At 63.2% G+C, this 20,149-nt stretch carries 17 protein-coding genes; 14 read left to right on the top strand and 3 right to left on the bottom strand.

The features are described 5' to 3' along the window. The first annotated feature begins 105 nt into the window (after positions 1-105). The 11 genes from pyrH (at position 106) to lpxB (ending at position 11,407) form a co-directional block, all read left to right on the top strand. On the top strand, positions 106-828 hold the full coding sequence (gene pyrH, locus LB566_RS12755; protein ID WP_140498986.1) for a UMP kinase: 723 nt from the start codon (positions 106-108) through the stop codon (positions 826-828). Positions 829-939: 111 nt separating this feature from the next. Then, entirely contained in the window at positions 940-1,494 is a 555-nt protein-coding gene (gene frr / locus LB566_RS12750) for a ribosome recycling factor (protein ID WP_224624647.1), read from the top strand. Between the two features lie 33 nt (positions 1,495-1,527). Beyond that, complete coding sequence (locus tag LB566_RS12745) at positions 1,528-2,262, top strand: isoprenyl transferase (RefSeq protein ID WP_224624646.1); 735 nt, start codon at positions 1,528-1,530, stop codon at positions 2,260-2,262. After that, the gene (locus tag LB566_RS12740; RefSeq protein WP_224624645.1) at positions 2,259-3,074 is read left to right on the top strand and encodes a phosphatidate cytidylyltransferase; all 816 of its coding nucleotides are present in this window, start codon (positions 2,259-2,261) and stop codon (positions 3,072-3,074) included. Before LB566_RS12745 ends, LB566_RS12740 begins: the two co-directional genes overlap by 4 nt. 100 nt (positions 3,075-3,174) lie before the next feature. Continuing rightward, entirely contained in the window at positions 3,175-4,317 is a 1,143-nt protein-coding gene (gene rseP / locus LB566_RS12735) for an RIP metalloprotease RseP (RefSeq protein ID WP_224624644.1), read from the top strand. A gap of 217 nt (positions 4,318-4,534) precedes the next feature. Then, complete coding sequence (gene bamA, locus LB566_RS12730; RefSeq protein ID WP_224624643.1) at positions 4,535-6,907, top strand: outer membrane protein assembly factor BamA; 2,373 nt, start codon at positions 4,535-4,537, stop codon at positions 6,905-6,907. A gap of 76 nt (positions 6,908-6,983) precedes the next feature. After that, complete coding sequence (gene lpxD, locus LB566_RS12725) at positions 6,984-8,042, top strand: UDP-3-O-(3-hydroxymyristoyl)glucosamine N-acyltransferase (protein ID WP_140548367.1); 1,059 nt, start codon at positions 6,984-6,986, stop codon at positions 8,040-8,042. After that, positions 8,035-8,502 carry a 3-hydroxyacyl-ACP dehydratase FabZ gene (gene fabZ / locus LB566_RS12720; protein ID WP_140548369.1) on the top strand — a complete coding sequence of 156 codons (468 nt, stop codon included), beginning with the start codon at positions 8,035-8,037 and terminating at the stop codon, positions 8,500-8,502. The genes lpxD and fabZ overlap by 8 nt, the downstream gene beginning before the upstream one ends. A gap of 14 nt (positions 8,503-8,516) precedes the next feature. Then, positions 8,517-9,350, top strand: a complete 834-nt coding sequence (lpxA, locus tag LB566_RS12715) for an acyl-ACP--UDP-N-acetylglucosamine O-acyltransferase (protein WP_224624642.1) — start codon at positions 8,517-8,519, stop codon at positions 9,348-9,350. Then, positions 9,337-10,236, top strand: coding sequence for an LpxI family protein (locus tag LB566_RS12710; protein WP_411910475.1), 900 nt, complete (start codon positions 9,337-9,339; stop codon positions 10,234-10,236). Before lpxA ends, LB566_RS12710 begins: the two co-directional genes overlap by 14 nt. Beyond that, positions 10,229-11,407, top strand: coding sequence for a lipid-A-disaccharide synthase (lpxB, locus tag LB566_RS12705; protein ID WP_224624640.1), 1,179 nt, complete (start codon positions 10,229-10,231; stop codon positions 11,405-11,407). Before LB566_RS12710 ends, lpxB begins: the two co-directional genes overlap by 8 nt. Positions 11,408-11,481: 74 nt before the next feature. Here the strand turns inward: lpxB and gltA are convergent, their stop codons facing one another. After that, entirely contained in the window at positions 11,482-12,810 is a 1,329-nt protein-coding gene (gltA, locus tag LB566_RS12700) for a citrate synthase (RefSeq protein ID WP_140498678.1), read from the bottom strand. Positions 12,811-12,992: 182 nt separating this feature from the next. After that, positions 12,993-14,417 carry a glutamate--tRNA ligase gene (gene gltX / locus LB566_RS12695; RefSeq protein WP_224624639.1) on the bottom strand — a complete coding sequence of 475 codons (1,425 nt, stop codon included), beginning with the start codon at positions 14,415-14,417 and terminating at the stop codon, positions 12,993-12,995. A 103-nt stretch (positions 14,418-14,520) separates the two neighbouring features. Between gltX and LB566_RS12690 the strand changes: the two genes are divergently transcribed. Further along, positions 14,521-16,971 carry a ComEC/Rec2 family competence protein gene (locus tag LB566_RS12690; RefSeq protein ID WP_224624638.1) on the top strand — a complete coding sequence of 817 codons (2,451 nt, stop codon included), beginning with the start codon at positions 14,521-14,523 and terminating at the stop codon, positions 16,969-16,971. Here the strand turns inward: LB566_RS12690 and lexA are convergent. Beyond that, a complete protein-coding gene (lexA, locus tag LB566_RS12685) occupies positions 16,965-17,705 on the bottom strand; it encodes a transcriptional repressor LexA (RefSeq protein WP_224624637.1) in 741 nt (246 codons plus the stop codon). The genes LB566_RS12690 and lexA overlap by 7 nt on opposite strands. Before the next feature lie 465 nt (positions 17,706-18,170). On the opposite strand from lexA, the gene LB566_RS12680 reads away from it, so the two are divergent. Continuing rightward, a complete protein-coding gene (locus tag LB566_RS12680; protein ID WP_224624636.1) occupies positions 18,171-18,842 on the top strand; it encodes a TetR/AcrR family transcriptional regulator in 672 nt (223 codons plus the stop codon). Between the two features lie 2 nt (positions 18,843-18,844). Continuing rightward, complete coding sequence (gene kynU, locus LB566_RS12675) at positions 18,845-20,092, top strand: kynureninase (RefSeq protein WP_224624635.1); 1,248 nt, start codon at positions 18,845-18,847, stop codon at positions 20,090-20,092. Positions 20,093-20,149 lie beyond the last annotated feature (57 nt).

Below are 20,149 nucleotides of genomic sequence, written 5' to 3'. Positions count from 1 at the left end.
CCCTTCGTGTATCGGAACTCGGCATCGCGCCATTGTTCGGGGGCGGCGCCTGCGCGAAGGGGGTGGCCACGCCCGGGCGCACCACATGCAAATGACGAGGACCAGATGACGGTGAAGCCCCTCTACCGACGTGTCTTGCTGAAGGCGTCTGGTGAAGCGTTGATGGGCGAACAGCATTTCGGCATCGACGTCTCGGTCGTCGACCGCATCGCCGGCGACATCGCCGAAGCCCGCGCGCTGGGCATCGAGGTCGGCGTGGTTATCGGCGGCGGCAATATCTTTCGCGGTGTGGCGGTTGCCTCCAAGGGTGGCGACCGCGTCACCGGCGACCATATGGGCATGCTCGCCACCGTCATCAATTCGCTGGCGCTGCGCACTTCGCTGAACAAGATCGGCGTCGATGCGGTGGTTCTTTCCGCGATCGCCATGCCTGAGCTTTGCGAGAGCTTTTCACAGCGCCAGGCAACCGCCTACATGAACCAGGGCAAGGTGGTGATCTTTGCCGGCGGCACTGGCAATCCATTCTTCACCACTGATTCGGCCGCGGCACTTCGCGCCGCTGAAATCGGCGCCGACGCGCTGTTCAAGGGCACACAGGTCGACGGCGTCTATTCTGCCGACCCGAAGAAGGACCCGAACGCGACGCGTTTCGAGCGCATCAGCCATGCCGAAGTGATAAATCGCGGGCTTTCCATCATGGATACGGCTGCGATTGCACTTGCGCGCGAAAACAACATTCCGATAATCGTCTATTCGATCCACGAAAAAGGTGGTTTCGGCGATATTCTGAGGGGCGGCGGCCGCTGCACGGTCGTCGCGGACGATTGATCCGGGGCCTGATCGCAGAAAAAGGCGAAAACCGGTTTCGAAATCAGGCTCGAACACGGGGCCGTGCCCCGAAAGCAGTGAACCCGCGTCAGACGGGTCGAGGAGACTAAAATGAGTGGTGAGTACGACGATCTCAAGCGGCGCATGGATGGGGCAATCGCCGCGTTCAAGCATGACCTGGCTTCGCTGCGGACCGGTCGCGCTTCCAGCAATCTGCTCGACGCTATCCAGGTGCAGGCCTATGGCACCAGCATGCCGATCAACCAGGTGGCCAATGTCACGGTGCCTGAGCCGCGCATGATTTCGGTGTCGATTTGGGACAAGTCGATGGTGGGCGCGGTCGATCGCGCCATCCGCGAATCCAATCTGGGCTTCAATCCTATCGTGGACGGCACCAATCTCAGGATTCCGCTGCCGGAACTCAACGAGCAGCGCCGCAAGGAACTCGTCAAGATCTCGCATGGCTACGCCGAGAACGCCCGTGTCGCAGCGCGCCATGTGCGCCGCGACGGCATGGACTTCCTGAAGAAAGCGGAGAAGGACGGCGTTATCAGCGAAGACGATCAGCGCAAGCGCTCCGACCAGGTCCAGAAGCTTACCGACGAAACGATCAGCACCATCGACCACCTGCTTTCCGACAAGGAAGCTGAAATCATGCAGGTTTAGGGTCTGGCCGGCGGCTGGCCCGAAAGCGAGATCATGGCAACGCCCGCGCATGTCGCGATCATCATGGATGGAAACGGACGCTGGGCCAAGGCGCGCGGCATGCCGCGGCTCGCCGGCCATCGCGCGGGCGTAGAGGCACTGCGCAAGACGGTGCGCGCCGCGCCCGATCTCGGCATTTCCTACCTGACTGTCTATGCCTTCTCTTCGGAAAACTGGTCGCGGCCGAAATCCGAAGTCAGCGACCTGATGGGCCTGTTGAAGTTGTTCATTCGCCGCGATCTCGCCGAACTGCACCGCAGCGGCGTACGCGTCAGGATCATCGGCGACAGGGTAGGGCTGCAGCCCGATATCAGGCTCCTGCTGGAAGAAGCCGAAGCGCTGACGTCGGCCAACGAAGCGCTGACGTTGATCATCGCCTTCAACTATGGCGGACGCGACGAGATCGTGCGCACGGCGCGCAAACTTGCCTCGGCCGTCGCGCGCGGCGAACTCGACAGCGAGGCGATCACCGCCGAATCCTTTGCCGGCTGCCTCGACACACAAGGCATTCCCGATCCCGAACTGGTCATACGCACCAGCGGTGAGCTTCGCCTTTCCAATTTTCTTCTATGGCAGGCTGCCTATAGCGAGCTTGTTTTCCTGCCTTGCTATTGGCCCGACTTCAGCCGTGAGCACCTCGCCGAAGCCTTGCGCGAATTTGCCGGCCGCGAACGCCGTTTCGGCGGACTGGGCCCGCAGGACGTCGCTTCGCGACCGGCCGCGGGATGAGCAATCTTCAGCTTCGCGTCCTTTCGGGGGTCGTGCTTGCCATCGCGACGCTTGGCCTGACCTGGCTCGGCGGCCTGCCGTTCCGACTGCTTTCAGCCGCGATTTCCGCGGTGATCTTCTATGAATGGACGCGCATGTCCCGCCCCTCCGGGACGACCGGGCTGGGTTTTTTGCCGGAAGCGCTGCTGCTGGTGTTCCTCGTCGCCCTGATCGCCGGCCTGCCAGCCTTGTGGCTGCTGCTGCTGGTGGCTGCACTGGTCGCCGTCACGGCCATCGCCGCCCAACTGCGCGGGGCCGGGCAGTGGGATGCGTCCGGCCTTGCCTATGCAGCCGTCTCGGGTCTTTCCCTTGCGCTGCTGCGTGACGGCGACCATTCCGGTCTCGTCGCCATCCTGTTCCTGTTCGCGGTGGTCTGGGCGACCGACATCTTTGCCTATTTCGTCGGCCGGGCCGTCGGTGGCCCGAGGCTGGCGCCGTCCATCTCTCCCGGCAAGACACGGAGCGGCGCACTCGGCGGCGCCGTGGGTGGGGTCGTCGCGGGGCTCATCCTGGCCGCCGCCGCCGGTGCGGGCAACCTGGCAATGCTCGGTCTCGTCGCGCTCGCGCTTTCAATCGTCTCCCAGGCTGGCGACCTCCTGGAATCCTGGGTCAAGCGCCGCCACGGCCGCAAGGATTCGGGCGCGCTCATTCCGGGCCATGGCGGCGTCATGGACCGTGTCGACGGGCTTGTCGCGGCGGCTTTCGCCCTATACGTCATCGGCTGGATTGCGGCGGGCGCCGATCAGCCGGCACAGGGGCTGTTTCCCATTTGAGCGGCATCGTTCCACGATCGATGCGGGCGCGCCTTGGATTCGCCTGGATTGATGTCACAGTCGCGGCGCAACGATGTCGCGGAAGAACTGAGGGCTTGAGTTGAACGAGATTCTTCACGCGATCTTCGGCATGGAAGGCTTCCTTCTCGGCACGCTCGTGCCCTTCCTGTTCGTGCTGACCGTGGTCGTGTTCGTCCACGAAATGGGCCACTATCTCGTCGGCCGCTGGTGCGGCATCGGCGTCAGGGCCTTTTCGATCGGTTTCGGCCCGGAACTCTTCGGCTTCAACGACAGGCAGGGCACGCGCTGGAAGCTCTGCGCCATACCGCTTGGCGGCTATGTCAAATTCGTCGGCGACATGAACGCCACCTCCAGCCAGCCGTCGACGGAAGAGATCGAAACGCTGACCGACGCGGAACGCAAGGTCGCCTTTCACACCCAGCCGATCTGGAAGCGGGCGGCGACGGTGGTGGCCGGGCCGCTGTTCAATTTCCTGCTGACGATCGTCGTCTTTTCGGTGCTGTTTTCGGCTTATGGCCGCTACGTGGCGGAACCCATGGTGGCCGAGGTGACCGCCGGCAGCCCGGCGGCAAAGGCCGGCATCCTGCCCGGCGACCGATTCGTCAGCGTCGACGGCAGCAAGATCGACACCTTCGGTGACGTCCAGCGCCTGGTTTCGGGCCGGGCCGGCGACAGCATCACCTTCGTCATGCTGCGCGACGGCAAGGAAGTGACCGTGACTGCCACGCCGCAGCTGATGGAGCAGCAGGACGCGCTCGGCAACAAGGTCAAGGTGGCCGTGATCGGCGTCGTCAACAACAAGGAACTCGGCCAACCCAGGCTGATCACCTATAGCCCCGCCGGCGCGTTTACCGCGGCGGTCGAGGAAACCGGGCACGTCATCCAGCGCACCGGCCAGTTCCTGCAGCGCTTCGTCGTCGGGCGCGAGGACAAGTGCCAGCTCGGCGGCCCGGTGAAGATCGCGGACATGGCCGGCAAGGCGGCGAAGCTCGGCTTCGAATGGCTCGTGCAGCTTGTTGCGCTGCTGTCCGTGGGCATCGGCATCCTCAATCTTTTGCCGATTCCCCCCCTCGACGGCGGCCATCTCCTGTTCTACGGGGTGGAGGCCGTCATCCGACGGCCGGTGTCGGAACGGATGATGGAAATGGCCTATCGGGCCGGTCTGCTTCTGGTTTTGGGCTTCATGGCTTTCGTATTCTGGAACGATCTGTTTGGGTGCTGAAATCATGAAGAAATTTGGCTTCGGCATGGTCGATGTTGAGACGCCGTTTACCATGCACGGGGATATGAGTGACGCGAAAGCCACGCACCAGGGTTAAGTAAATACAAATTAACCAGAAGCCTTGCGTGTAGGGAAAATCCGGTTAATACGGTACGGGAAATTACCGCACGTCCGGTTTTCTCGCCGTGGGGACTACGAGAAAAGGTTATTAAGCCCGATGAAGGCAGCATCCAAGTTTTTGAGCGCCGCTTCCGCGGCAGCCCTGTCCGCGGCTTTGGTCGTGCCAGGTGCGCTCGCAGTGCAGTTCGTTGCCACATCGGCGGCCGAAGCCGCTGTCGTCAGCAGGGTGGAGGTGAGCGGCAACCAACGTGTCGACGCCGATACCATCCGCAATTACATCACCATCAAGCCGGGCAAATCCTTCTCCAGCTCCGATATCGACAGCGCGGTCAAGGCGCTGTTCGGCACCGGGCTGTTCTCGGATGTGCAGATCAATCAGGTCGGTTCGACGTTGGTGGTCAAGGTTTCCGAGTACCAGGTCGTCAACCAGGTGCTGTTCCAGGGCAACAAGAAGCTCAAGGACAACGCGCTTGCGGCTGCCGTACAGTTGAAGCCGCGCGGCACGTTCTCGCAGGCGGCGCTCGACGCCGATGTAGAGTCGGTCAAGGCCGCCTACAGGCGTATCGGCCGAGACGATGCCGCCGTAACCACCGAGGTCATGCAGCTCGGCGACAACCGCGTGAACGTGGTCTTCCATGTCAATGAAGGTGATCGCACGCAGATCGCGGCGATCAATTTCGTCGGCAACAGCGCCTATTCGAGCCGCCGCCTGTCAGATGTGATCTCGACCAAGCGCTCGTCCTGGGTTTCGTTCATCCTGCGCGACGACGTCTATGACGACGACAAGCTGCGCGCCGACCAGGAGCTGCTGCGGCGCTTCTACTACAATCACGGCTATGCCGACTTCCAGGTCGTATCCGCTGTCGGCGAACTCGACAACGCGACCAACAAGTACACGGTCACCATAACAGTCCAGGAAGGCGAGCGTTATACGTTCGGCGACATCAGCGTCGAAAGCACGATTCCGGAAGTCGACTCGAAGGCGCTTGAATCGGTGGTCGAGACCCATAAGGGCGACGTCTACAACGCCAAGAACGTCGAGGACACCATCATTGCCCTGACCGAGAAGGTGGCCGGCTCTGGCTACGCCTTCGCGCAGGTGACGCCGCGTGGCGACCGCAATTTCGAGAATCATACGATTTCGGTGGTCTACACCATCGACCAGGGCACCAAGGCCTATGTCGAGCGTATCGAGATCCGCGGCAACGACCGCACACGCGACTATGTCATCCGCCGCGAGTTCGACGTCAGCGAAGGCGACGCGTTCAACCAGGTGCTGATCCAGCGCGCGAAGAAGCGGCTGGAAGATCTCAATTACTTTGACAAAGTCGAGGTTTCGACGGTTCCCGGCTCGGCGCCGGACCAGGTCGTGCTGGTGGTCGATGTGGTCGAAAAGTCGACCGGCGAGTTCTCGGTCGGCGCCGGCTATTCGACCGGTGGCGACACCGCCGGTCCGTCCGTCGAAGGATCGATCACCGAGCGCAACTTCCTCGGCCGCGGCCAATTCATCAAGGTGTCGGCGGGTGGCGGCAAGAACTCGCGCGATTACAGCCTTTCGTTCACCGAGCCGTATTTCCTCGGGCGTCGTATCGCCGCCGGCTTCGATATCTACAAGCGGACCAGGGAATACGACGACTACGACAGCGATACTGTGGGCGCGACGGTGCGCTTCGGTCTGCCGATCACCGACAGCATCTCGACCCAGCTGGCGTACAATATCTCCCGGGAGAAGTATGAGGTAGACGACGGTTGCGATGCCACCGATGTAGATCCCAGCGGCAACTGCGATATTTCCCGAGCCGTGTTGGATGGCATCGAGCAAAGCCCGTGGATCAAGTCGTCGGTCAGCCTGGGACTGGTCTACAACACCATCGACGACATGAAGAACCCGCATGAGGGTATCTATGCCACCTCCACGGTTGAAGTGGCCGGCCTCGGTGGTGACGCCAAGTTCGTGAAGGTCACCGGACGCGGCAGCGTCTATCAGACGCTGTCCGAGCAGTTCGATCTTGTCGGCCTCATTTCCGGCGGCGCAGGCCATGTCGAAGGCTACGGCGGCGACGGCGATCTCCGCATCTTCGATCACTTCCAGAGCACCGATCGCATGATCCGCGGTTTCGCTTATGGCGGCATCGGCCCAGTCGACAGCGACGGTGCGGGTGACCACCTTGGCGGCACCACTTATTTCAACGCGTCGGCAGAGGCTCAATTCCCGCTGCCGGTCGTTCCAGAAAGCTTCGGTCTGCGCGGCGCGGTCTTTGCAGACGCGGCAACACTCTATGGCAGCAAGGTTGCCAATGATTTGGTTGACCAATCATCCGTGGGCATGAAATGGCGCGCCTCCGTCGGTGTCGGCCTGATGTGGGCTTCGCCGTTCGGCCCGATCCGTATCGACTATGCGATCCCGGTCAAGAAAGAAGCGAGGGACGACGTGCAGGAATTCAACTTCGGCATATCGACCCGCTTCTGACCGGCGGATGACGATGCTCCCGGGTCGTTGAGATCCGGGAGAAAATGTTCCGATCTAGCTGGATATAGCTTCTGGAATGACCGATCCGGTGTTCTTCGCGCCATCACGCCGGTATACGGCGGGCGAAGTCGCGAATCTGACCGGCTCGGTGCTTGTCGATTCCGGCCAGTCCGGCGTTTTCATCGACGCGCTGGCGCCTGCCAACGAAGGCGGCGAGAATGCACTCGTTTTCGTCGATGGCAAACGCAATTCCGTGCTGATGCCGTCGCTGCGGGCGGCCGCTGTGCTGTGCCCGGCGGAGTTCGCCGGCAAGGCGCCTGCCGCCATCGCCGTCCTTGTACATCCTCGTCCGCAACAGGCATTCGCGCTGGTCGGACGACTGCTGTTTCCGACAGCGGCGACACCGGGGCCGATGACCGGTGAAACCGGCATCTCGCCGCATGCCCATGTCGATCCGAGCGCACATGTCGAGGAAGGTGCTGTCGTCGAAGCCGGGGCGGTGATCGGTCCGGCAGTGTCCATTGGCGCCGGCACCGTCATTGCGCCTCATGCCGTCATCGGCCGCTCCTGCCAGATCGGGCGGGACGGCTATATCGGCCCGGGCGCCAGCGTCCAGTATGCCTTGATCGGCAACCGCGTCATCATCCATGGCGGCGCCCGGATCGGCCAGGACGGCTTTGGCTTCGTTGCCGGTGCCAAGGGACCGGAACGTGTTCCGCAGATCGGCCGCGTCATCATCCAGGACGACGTCGAGATCGGTTCCAATTCCACCGTCGACCGCGGCGCCATGTCCGACACGATCATCGGCCAAGGCACCAAGATCGACAATCTCGTGCAGATCGCGCATAACGTCCGCATTGGCCGCAACTGTATCGTGGCCGGGCTTTCGGGTATCTCCGGTTCCGTCGTCGTGGGCGACAATGTCACCATGGGCGGCGGCGTCGGGCTTGCGGATCACCTGACCATCGGGTCGGGAGCGAAGCTTGCCGCGAGAAGCGGATTCATGAGCAATGTGCCCGCGGGCGAGATCTGGGGCGGCTATCCGGCACAGCCGATGGCGGAAGCCATGCGCGAGATAGCCATGCTGCGCAAGCTCGCCAGGACCCGCAAACAGGGCGAGGGGAGCAATGGCTGACATGACCGCGGCGACGACGCTGGAAGCAGTCGACATATTGGCGCTGATGAAGCTCCTGCCGCATCGCTATCCGTTCCTGATGATCGACCGGATCGTCGACATCGATGGCGACGAATCCGCTACCGGCATCAAGAACGTGACCATAAACGAGCCGCATTTTCAGGGTCATTTCCCGGAGCAGCCGGTCATGCCGGGCGTGCTCATCGTCGAGGCGATGGCACAGACTGCCGGCGCCATCTGCATCCGCAGTCTTCGCACTGAAAAGCCGTCGCTGGTCTATTTCCTGACCATCGACAACGCCAAGTTCCGCAAACCGGTCGTTCCCGGCGATCAGTTGAAGATCCATGTCAAGAAAATCAAGAAACGCGGCAACCTGCTCAAATTCGCCTGTGAAGCCCTGGTCGACGGCAACAAGGCCGCCGAGGCCGAGATTTCAGCCATGATGGTCACCGGCGACTGACAAATCGAATGCTTATGAAAATCAACACATCCATCCATCCTTCTTCCGTCGTGGAGGAAGGCGCTCAAATCGGCCAGGACGTTCGCATAGGACCGCTCTGCTATGTCGGCGCAGATGCCGTGATCGGCGACGGCGTCGAACTGGTCAGCCATGTCTCGGTGATCGGCGCGACGACGATCGGCGCGTCGACCAAGGTCTATCCGATGGCGATACTGGGGGGGCCGCCGCAGAACACCAAGCATAAGGGGGGCCGCACCACGCTCGTCATCGGCGAGAATTGCACCATTCGCGAAGGCGTGACCATGCATGTCGGCACCGATACCAGCCGCGGCGAAACGACGGTCGGCGACAATGGTAATTTTCTCGCCTACGCCCACATCGCCCATGACTGCGTCGTCGGCAAGAACGCCACCTTCGCCAACGGCGCGACGCTGGGCGGACACTGCGAAATCGGCGACAACGTCTATATCGGCGGTCTCAGCGCCGTTCATCAATTCGTGCGGGTAGGCGACAACGCTTTTCTTGGCGGGTGCTCGGCTTTTGTTGGTGATGTCATTCCCTATGCCATGGCGGCGGGAAATCGGGCCAGCCTGCGCGGCCTCAACATCATCGGGCTGAAGCGCTCCGGCCTGCCAAGATCCGAGATCTATCTGCTGCGCAGGGTCTATAAGACAATATTCGACCGCTCGCGCACCGTCGGCGAGAACATCGAACTCGCCAAGGCGGAATTCGCCACGTCACCGACCGCCATGAAGATCATCGATTTCATCTCCAGTCGCGGCAAGCGGCACTATGCTGTGCCATCGCTCAAGGGGAGCGATGGCGATGACGGCGATGACGAAGACTGAGGCGGCTGCAGCGGATTTCGTTCTCTCGCCGGGAGCCAGGGTCGGCATCGTCGCCGGCGGCGGCAGCCTGCCGGTGGAAGTCGCGCAAGGCCTGGCCGGGCATGGCTACCCGCCTTTCATCCTCTTGATGGAAGGTGAGGCCGACCGCCAGCAGGAGTTGCTCCGATACGAACACGACAGCCTCGCCCTCGAGCAGATCGGTTCACTGGTGGCGACGCTGAAGCGCCACGGCATAACTCATGTGGTCCTTGCCGGCGAAATCAAACGCAGGCCCCGGCTGACCGACATCCGTCCTAGCCTCGGCTTGCTGGCGATCGTGCCGTCGGTGATCATGGCGCTGGCGCGCGGCGACGACGGACTTTTGAAGGTGGTGACACGCGGCCTGGAGAAGCGGGGCATCAAAGTTGTCGGCGCGCATGAGGTCGTTCCCGAACTGGCGGCCGGCGAAGGCACGTTGACCGCGGCGGAACCAAAACAATCCGACTGGCGTGACATCGAGGCGGCCAGGCTGGCCGCCAAGGCCATCGGCGCGCTCGATATCGGGCAGGCGGCGATTGCGATCGGAGGCCGGGCGATCGCGCTGGAAGGCATTGAGGGCACGAGCGGCCTGCTCGAAAGAGCGCGCGCGCTGCGTGGCCATGGCAGGCTTGCCGGAAAGACCCGCGGGGTGCTGGTCAAATGCGCCAAACCCGGCCAGGAGCTGCGGGCCGACCTGCCGTCGATCGGACCGCAGACGGTGGAAGCAGCCCATGCGGCGGGGCTTGCCGGCATTGCCGTCGAAGCGGGGCGCTCGCTGATCCTGGAGGGACCCGCCACGCTGTCGCGGGCGAACGCGCTGGGCCTGTTCATCGTCGGGCTGCCAGCGGCGGAGCCGGCGCATGGCTGACAAGGCGCTGAAGATCGCAATCGTGGCCGGCGAGGAATCCGGCGACCTGCTTGGCGCCGACATCGTGCGCTCGATCAAGCAGTCGACGGGCCGCGAGGTGCAGATCGTCGGTCTCGGCGGCCGTCATCTGCAGGCGCTCGGGCTGGTCTCGCCGTTCGACGCCGGCGAGATCGCGCTCATGGGCTTCAGCGCCATCCTGCGCGACCTGCCAAGGCTGATGCGGCGGATCGGACAGCTGGCCAGGATGGTCGCGGATGAGAAACCCGACTGCCTCATCACCATCGATAGTCCCGACTTTTCGCTGCGCGTGGCCAGGAAAGTGCGCGCGGCCAACCCGTCCATCCCGATCATCCACTATGTCTGCCCCAGCGTCTGGGCATGGCGGCCGGGCAGGGCGGTGGCGATGAAGCCCTATGTCGACCACATCCTCTGCATCCTGCCGTTCGAGGTGAAGGAGCTAGGCAGGCTCGGCGGACCGCCAGGCACCTATGTCGGACATCGCCTCACCCATGACGCGGGCGTGCTCTCGGCAGCCAGGACGCAGGCCCAACCGCGGGATCTTTCGCCGGATCGCCTGAAGACGCTGCTTGTCCTGCCCGGCTCGCGGCGCAGCGAAGTGCGGCGGCTGCTCGAGCCGTTTGGGGAGACCGTGTCGATGCTGCGGGCACGCGGACATCGCCTGCGGCTGATGTTGCCGACCGTGCCGCATGTCGCCGATGTCGTGCGCTCCGCGGTCGCTCGCTGGGACGAGAAGCCCGAGATCATCCTCGACGCTGAGCGAAAGTGGCAGGCCTTCGGCAAGGCCGACGCGGCGCTGATCGCGTCCGGCACGGTTTCGCTTGAATTGGCGCTGTCCGATGTGCCGATGATCTCCTGCTACCGGCTTGACCCTGTTGCGCGCATCGTGGCGCCATATCTCGTTTCGGTCTGGTCGGCGCTGCTGCCCAATCTGATATCGGATCGGGCGCTGATCCCGGAATTCTACAACGAGTATGTCAAGCCGAACAATCTGGCCCGCCAGCTCGAAGCGCTGTTCGCCGACACAGGCATGCGCAGATGGCAGAAGGACGGGTTCGCCGAGATCGCGCGGCGCATGACAACCGCCAAGCCGTCAGGCGACATCGCCGCGCAGGTGGTGATGAGGTATATCAAAGGAGTGAGTAGTGAGTAGTGAGTAGGAAATGCCGCTCTTTTTCCCTACTGACTACTGACTACTGACTACTGACTACTCACTACTGCCTTATTTTACCGCTTCGCGATCGGCACGTAGTCTCGCTCGGGTGCGCCGGTGTAGAGCTGGCGCGGGCGGCCGATCTTCTGGCGCGGATCCTCGATCATCTCCTTCCACTGCGCGATCCAGCCGACGGTGCGGGCAACGGCGAACAGCACGGTGAACATGGTGGTGGGGAAGCCCAGCGCCTTCAGCGTGATGCCGGAGTAGAAGTCGACATTGGGATAGAGCTTCTTCTCGATGAAGTAGGGATCGGTGAGCGCGATCTTCTCCAGTTCCATGGCGATGTCGAGCAGCGGATCGTCCTTGATGCCGAGCTCGCCCAGCACTTCGTGCGCGGTCTTCTGCATGATCTTGGCGCGCGGATCGTAGTTCTTGTAGACACGGTGGCCAAAACCCATCAGCCGGAACGGATCGTCCTTGTCCTTGGCGCGGGCGATGAATTCGGGAATGTGATCGACATGGCCGATCTCCCCCAGCATGTTCAGCGCCGCTTCGTTGGCGCCGCCATGCGCCGGACCCCACAGGCAGGCGATGCCGGCGGCGATGCAGGCAAACGGATTGGCGCCCGACGAGCCGGCGAGCCGCACGGTCGAGGTCGAGGCGTTCTGCTCATGGTCGGCGTGCAGGATGAAGATGCGTTCCATCGCGCGCGCCAGGACCGGGTTGATCTTGTATTCCTCGCACGGCACGGCAAAGCACATGTGCAGGAAGTTGGCGGCGAAATTCAGTTCGTTCTTCGGATAAATGAAGGGCTGGCCGATATGGTATTTGTAGGCCATGGCCGCGATCGTCGGCATCTTGGCGATCAGCCGCATCGACGCCACCATGCGCTGGTACGGGTCGGATATATCGGTGGAGTCGTGATAGAAGGCCGACAGCGCGCCGACCACGCCGCACATCACCGCCATCGGATGCGCGTCGCGGCGGAAACCGGTGAAGAAGCGCGACATCTGCTCATGCACCATGGTATGGCGCGTCACGCGGTAGTCGAAATCGTCCTTCTGCGCTTTGGTCGGCAGTTCGCCGTAGAGCAGGAGATAGCAGACTTCCAGGAAGTCGCCATGTTCGGCCAACTGGTCGATCGGATAGCCGCGATGCAGGAGGATGCCGGCGTCGCCATCGATGAACGTGATCTCGGACTCGCAGCTTGCCGTCGAAGTGAAGCCGGGATCGTAGGTGAAGGCGCCGGTGGTGCTGTAGAGCGTGGCGATATCGATGACGTCAGGCCCGACCGAACCACTTCGCACCTTGAATTCGTGCGTCTTGCCGGCGAATTCCAGCTTTGCGGTGGCTTCCTGGGTCTTGCCGCCCAGTTCCCGTCTTGTCGCAGCTTCGGTCATTGCAAACTCCTTCTTGTTTCCTCATGCCGGCAAAGGCAAATTCTGCAAAGCGACACGTCGAAGTCACCGAATGCGCGTATTCGCGACCGCATTTTAGGGGGTGCGTGCCAGATTGGGCCAAGGCCCAATGTTGCACTGCGAAACGCGCCTTTCAATGCCAATCTTCTTGGGCCAGATTGCTCCTAATCGATTTGATCCGCGATGCGCGCCAAGCTCTCCTCGCGACCAAGCACGGCGAGAACGTCGAACACGCCGGGTGAGGTGCTCTTGCCGGTCAGGGCGGCGCGCAAGGGCTGGGCGACGGCGCCGAGCTTGTGGCCGCCGGCCGTCGCATAGTCGCGGATCGCGGCTTCAGCCGAGGCCGCCGTCCAGTCGCCTGAAACCGCCTCGAGGGCGTCGTGAGCGCCACGCAGGACCTTGCGCGCATCGTCATTGAGCAGCAGGGCTGCCTTCTCGTCGATCGGCAACGGCCGCGCGGCAAACAGGAAGGCGGCGCCATCGACGAGTTCGACCAGCGTCTTGGCGCGCTCCTTCAGTCCCGGCAGCGCTGCCAGCAACTGCGCCCTGTTCCTCTCGTCGAGGCGTGCGGCCATCGCCGGGCCGCCTTCGAGATAGGGCAGGGTGGCGATGAAGATGTCGAACAGCTCGGTATCGCCCATGCGGCGCATATGTACGCCGTTTAGCGCCTCGAGCTTGGCGAAATCGAAGCGGGCGGCGCCCTTGTTCACGTCGCCGATATCGAACCAGGCGATCATGTCCTGGATCGACATGATCTCGTCGTCGCCGTGGCTCCAGCCGAGCCGAGCCAGATAGTTCAGCAGCGCTTCGGGCAGGTAGCCCATGGCGCGGTAGGCCTCCACGCCCAGCGCGCCGTGCCGCTTCGACAGCTTGGCGCCGTCGGCGCCGTGGATCAGCGGTATGTGCGACATTGAAGGCACATCCCAGCCCATGGCGTTGTAGATCACGGTCTGGCGAGCGGCATTGGTGAGGTGGTCGTCGCCGCGGATGATGTGGGTGACGCCCATGTCGTGGTCGTCGACGACGACGGCATGCATGTAGGTCGGATTGCCGTCCGAGCGCAGGATGATGAAGTCGTCCAGATCCTTGTTGGGAAAGCGCACGTCGCCCTGGACACGGTCATGCACCACCGTCTCGCCCTTGGTCGGCGCCTTGATGCGGATCGCGCCCTTGACGCCGGGAGGCGCCTGCGAAGGGTCGCGGTCACGCCAGCTTCCGTCATAGCGCGGCGGCAGGCCCTTGGCCCGCGCCGCCTCGCGCATTGCCTCAAGCTCAGCGGGGGTCTCGTAGCTGTAGTAAGCCTTGCCCATGCGCACCAGCTCCTCGGCCACCTCGCGATGGCGCGGCGCGCGCTCGAACTGCGACACCGCCCCGCCATCCCAGGAGAGGCCGAGCCAGGTCAGCCCATCGAGAATGGCGGCCGTCGCCGCATCGGTGGAGCGCTCGCGGTCGGTGTCCTCGATGCGCAGCAGCATCGTACCGCCGGTGTGCCTGGCATAGAGCCAGTTGAACAGCGCCGTACGCGCGCCGCCAATGTGCAGATAGCCGGTGGGCGAGGGGGCAAAACGGGTGACAACCTTGTCGGACATACAACTCTCGGGAAACGTCTGGAGCGGGGTGCGGATCACGCGCACTTTCGCGCGCCGCGCGTTCATGTAGCATAGGGTGTCGAGGGCGCAAGGGGCAGACCCGATGGCTGGAGCGGGCCGGGCCGCGGAGGAAGGCGACGACGTCGTTGCTGGCGTCAGCGAACGCTCGCTTTTTGCCATGCCCGCGCCGGTCTCATTGCCGCTGGCGCCGCCGCCCTTGCAGCAGCCGGGCAAGTCGCTGCCGCCGGATGTTTCCGCGCCGCCTGGCGTCCCCGCTGTCCGCGCGGCCTCGCGCCTGCGCCGGGAGTTCGGTCGTGCTTCATGGCCTCGCCTGCGCAACGGAGTGGCCAGAGCCGCCGAGCTCGAACTCGATCGGGGCGTAGCCTTCCTGCTGATACCGGTGTTCCTGGCATGCGGATCGGTGGCCTATTTTTCGCTGGCGGCGGAGCCGGGCTTTGCCAAGCCTCTCGCGATCGCGATCCTGATGGCGCTGTGCGCGCTCGTTTCGCGCTCATGGTCGAAAACCCATCTGTGCTTCATGGCGGCGCTGTTGTGCGCGCTCGGCATGCTCGCCGGCAAAGTCGAGACCTGGCGGGCGGGAACGCGGATGCTGGGCTCGGAAATCTCCACGCAAATCACCGGCCGCGTCGTTTCAGTCGACCAGATGGAGACCGGCCGCATCCGGCTGACCATCGACGTGACATCGACCGCACGGCCGAAACTACGCTACGCGCCGGAGCGCGTCCGCCTTTCGGCGCGCAAGGTACCGGCTGAGGTGACGGCCGGCTCGCTCGTGACCGGCTATGCCAAGCTGTTGCCGCCGACCGGGCCGGTGCGGCCGGACAGCTACGACTTTTCCTTCGACAGCTACTTCGCCGGCATCGGTGCCAGCGGGTTCTTTCTCGGCAATCCCAAGATCGTCTCGGCCGATGACAGGCCGCTGTGGGCCGCTCTTTCAGCCGCCATCGAGAGTGCTCGTGAAAGCATTGCCGACCATATCAGGGACAGCATCGGCGGCGCCGAGGGCGAGATCGCCGCGGCGCTGATCGTGGGCGTGCGCGCCGGGATTCCCGACGAAATCAACGAAGCGATGCGACGCACCGGCATCTACCACATCATCTCAATTTCCGGGCTGCACATGGCGCTGGTCGCCGGCACCGTCATGGGGCTGCTGCGTGGTGGCTTCGCGCTGTTCCCGAACTTTTCCTCCCGCCGGCCGGTCAAGAAATACGCGGCCGCGGCGGCACTTTTCTCGATCGCCGCCTATCTCGTCATTTCGGGCGTCGTCGTTGCCGCCGAACGCAGCTTCATCATGCTGGCGGTGATGCTGATCGCCGTCCTGTTCGATCGGGCGGCACTCACCATGCGCAATCTGGCTATTTCGGCGATCGCCGTCATCGTAGTGTCGCCGCACGAGGTGGTAGGGCCGAGCTTCCAAATGTCGTTCGCCGCCACCGCGGCCCTGGTCGGCGCCTATGCCGGCTGGTCGGATCGCAAAGCCGACAAAGCGCGGACCCCGCCGCCGCAACGGACCTGGCCCGGCTTCCTGACGCGAAAATTGCTGCTGGCGACAGGTGGGCTGGCGATGACCTCGATCATCGCGGGAAGCGCCACGGCGCTTTTCGCCATCTGGCATTTCCAGCGCGTGTCGCCACTCAGCCTGTTCGCCAATCTTGCAGTCATGCCGATCGTTTCCGTCGTGATGTTCCTTGCGGTTGCCAGTGCGCTGCTGATGCCGTTCGGGTTCGATGGACCATCGCTTTATCTGATGGGCAAGGGACTGACCGCGATGATCGCCATATCCGGATGGATCTCGCAACGCTCGCCGGTCGACGCGGTCGGGTTGATTTCGCAGCAATCCGTTCTTCTGGTCGCGATCGCCCTGGTCATCGCGACGATGGCCACGACATGGCTGCGGCTGGCGGCACTTCCCTTCGCGCTCGCCGGCCTGTTGACCGTCGCGGATACGCGCACGCCGGACGTGCTGATTTCGGAGGATGCCCGCCTGGTGGCGCTGCCGATCGGCGGCGGCGAGCTCGCGATCAACCGGGCGCGCCCGAACGAATTCACGGTCGACAACTGGAAACGCGCGCTGAAATCCGAAACCATCGTTGGGCCGGAGCTGTTCGACAGCGGCGACCGACAGTTCGACATCTTCGATCCCGCGCAACTTCCCGCCGGAGCGCCTTTCTATTGCTTCACCGGCCTGTGCATGGCCCGGCATCCCTCCGGGGCGATCATCGCGCAGGTGGAGGATCGCAAGGATGCCTGGAGGGCCTGCGCCTATGCGGATCTGATAGTCATCGACGATCCCGGGGGCTACGACCCCTGCCACAATCCGCTGGTCCTCGTCATCACCAAGCGGCAGCTCGCTCGGAACGGAAGTGCCGCCGTCTTCTTCGACCAGCAATCGGCGACGGAACCGGCCCAGGTCAGCTTTGCCGTCGACAGGCCATATCGGCCCTGGCACGAACAGCGAAAATTCTCGCGCGAGGCACGGGGACTGCCTCCCTACCGCAAACCCGAAAAGCCCAACGCCGAACCCGCTCAGTAGCGCCTGATCAGTCCGACCAGCTTGCCTTGCACCTTGACCCTGTCCGGTCCGAAAATACGTGTTTCATAAGCCGGATTGGCGGCCTCGAGCGCAATCGAGGCGCCCTTGCGACGGAAGCGCTTCAGCGTCGCTTCCTCCTCGTCGACCAGGGCCACGACAATCTCGCCGGGACTTGCGGTGTCGGCGTTGCGGATGATGACCGTATCGCCGTCGAAGATGCCGGCCTCGATCATCGAATCGCCCTTGACCTCCAGCGCATAATGCTCGCCGCCCATGATCATGTCCGGCGGCACCGAGATGGAATGCGTCTGATGCTGGATAGCGTCGATCGGCACGCCGGCCGCGATACGGCCCATGACCGGGATCGAAACCGCTGAAACCACGTCGTCGTCATTGCCAGCGGCGGGCAGGCGCGAGGGCGCCGCCGGCTTGATCTGCCTGTTAAGGCCGCCCTGTCCGAGGCTGCCCTGGATGACGCTCGGGGAGAACTTCTTTGCCGCGTTAAGACCCGGCGCGATCGAATCCGGCAGGCGCAGCACCTCCAGCGCGCGGGCCCGGTTCGGCAGGCGGCGAATGAAGCCGCGCTCCTCCAACGCCGTGATCAGCCGATGAATTCCCGACTTAGAGGCGAGGTCCAGCGCTTCCTTCATCTCGTCGAAGGACGGCGGAATGCCGCTTTCCTTCAGCCGTTCATGGATGAACATCAAGAGTTCATGTTGCTTGCGCGTGAGCATGGCGGCCCCCAAAGGCATTGCACGAAGGGTCTGGAATCAGAATCAGAAAACAAACCCAGAACAAACACTATCTGTTCCAGTTGTGTTCCGCAACCATTTAAAGTTTAATGAATTCGTTAAGGCGGCGGAAACGAAAGGCCCTCCCGCAGCCAGCATCCTGCCAGCGCCGTCTGTCGTCAATGCGCTCTCAGCCTCTTTGAAACTATTTTGGTTAATGGCCTGTGGCCCGGCCGATCTCCACTGTTGGTACAAGCCTGCAAACTGTGTGACCGGCAGGTGCCGGCTGCCTTTTGGGGCGGATCAAAATCTCCGCGGCTCGTGAACGAAACGAAACCAAAATGCCAACTTCCTGCCGGAAAGCGGCCAGGCATCACCGAATGCGACGGGCTGCGTTCGTTCGCTCCTTGCTTCCGGCTCGCTTGACTAAACCGTATAACAATGTACGGTTTTCGAAGAGGGACACCAATGACCACGCCGAAGCAGGCCGCGCGACGTGAACGGATAGAGGAGGCCGCCTATGCGGTGCTCCGGGAAACCGGCTACAAAAGCGCCTCCCTGCTTGCCATCGCCAAGCGGGCATCGGCCTCGAACGAAACCCTCTACAACTGGTACGGCAACAAGCAGGTCCTGTTTCGATCCCTGATCGAAGCCAATGCGGGAGAAGCAAGGAAGCTGCTGGAGGACGCCCTTCGCCAGGCGCGCGATCCGCTCGAAACCCTGAACTTGCTCGGGCCAGTCCTGCTGACCCTTGTGACGGGCGACAAGGCGGTGGCGCTCAATCGCGCCGCAGCCGGCGACGTCAACGATACAGGCACGCTTGGCCAGTCGATCGCGCAATTCGGCCGCAATACCATAATGCCGCTTGTTGGCGACCTGCTTCGAACCGCAAGTCGGGCCGGCCTGATCGCCTGTGACGATCCTGCCGAAGCCGCCGACATCTACGTCCGGCTTTTGATCGGCGATCTCCAGGTTCGCCGGATCGTCGGGGTGCTCGAGGAGTTGCCTCGGCCGGAAATCGAGCAAAGATCGAACCGGGCGTTCACCCTGTTTTTGCGCCTCTATGCGGCCAGCCCTTGCCCCGGCGGCAAAACGGCCGGCCCGTTTCCGGGGCGCTCTTCTCACCGAGGAACATCGTGACCATGAGCAAAATTCCCGATCTCGCAGCGATCGAGGCAATGGACACCGCGGATCCGCTGCGTGCCATGCGTGACCGCTTCACCTTGCCTCAAGGGGTGATCTATCTCGACGGCAATTCGCTCGGCGCCGCTTCGCCCGCCGTGTTCGGCGAGCTGCAGAAGGCCGCCACGCAGGAGTGGGCGCAGGATCTCATCCGCGCCTGGAACACCGCCGGCTGGTTCGACATGCCGGTCGAACTCGGCGACCAGCTCGGGCGCCTGATCGGGGCCGCCGCCGGCCAGACGGTGGTCTGCGATACCACCTCGATCAACATCTACAAGGTGCTGCATGCGGCACTCGGGATGCGGCTGGACAGGTCGGTCATCGTCGCCGAGGGGGACAGCTTTCCGACCGATCTCTATATGGCCGAAGGCGTTGCCTCGACGCGGCCGAGCACGATGCTGCGTCTTGAGGGTGTCAATGCGCCGACCATAGAAGAACTGATCGATGAGCGCGTTGCGGTCATCCTGGTCAACCACGTCAACTACAAATCCGGGCAGCTGCGCGACATGGCCGCGCTGACGCGCAGGGCGCATGATGCCGGCGCGCTGATCGTCTGGGATCTCTGCCATACCGCCGGCGCCCTGCCGGTCGAGCTCGACCGTTCGAACGCAGATTTCGCCGTCGGCTGCACCTACAAATATCTCAATGGCGGCCCGGGTGCCCCGGCCTTCATCTACGCGGCCGAGCGCCACCATGGCGATGTCCGCCAGCCGCTCAGCGGCTGGTGGGGCCATGCGCGGCCTTTCGCCTTCGAACAGGGTTTTGCTGCCGGCACAGGTATCCACCGGTTTCTCTGCGGCACGCAGCCTGTGCTGTCGATGCGCGCGCTCAAAGGGGCGCTCGATGTCTGGAACGACGTCGACATGGCAGAAGTGCGCAGGAAAAGCATCGCATTGACCGATCTGTTCATCCAGCTCGTCGAGGCAAAATGCGGCGTCTACGGCCTCGAACTCGAAAGCCCGCGCGACGGCAATGAGCGCGGCAGCCAGGTGTCGTTCCTCCACCCGCATGGCTATCAGGTGATGCGGGCCCTGATCGAGCGCGGCGTGATCGGCGATTTCCGCGCGCCATCCACGATTCGCTTCGGCTTCACGCCGCTTTATGTCGGCTATGTCGATGTCTGGCAGGCGGTCGAGGTGCTGGAAGACATTTTGCGCACGGACGCCTGGCAGGAGGCGCGTTTCGCCGTCAAGGCGGCGGTGACTTAAGAGCCTGTCGCTCAGAAAAGCGCAGCGGTTTCGAGATAACGATATGCACTCAAAGCT

It is taken from the genome of Mesorhizobium sp. CA13, from assembly GCF_020165235.1.
GTDB lineage: Bacteria > Pseudomonadota > Alphaproteobacteria > Rhizobiales > Rhizobiaceae > Mesorhizobium.
This window is presented reverse-complemented; position numbering and strand designations above follow the sequence as displayed.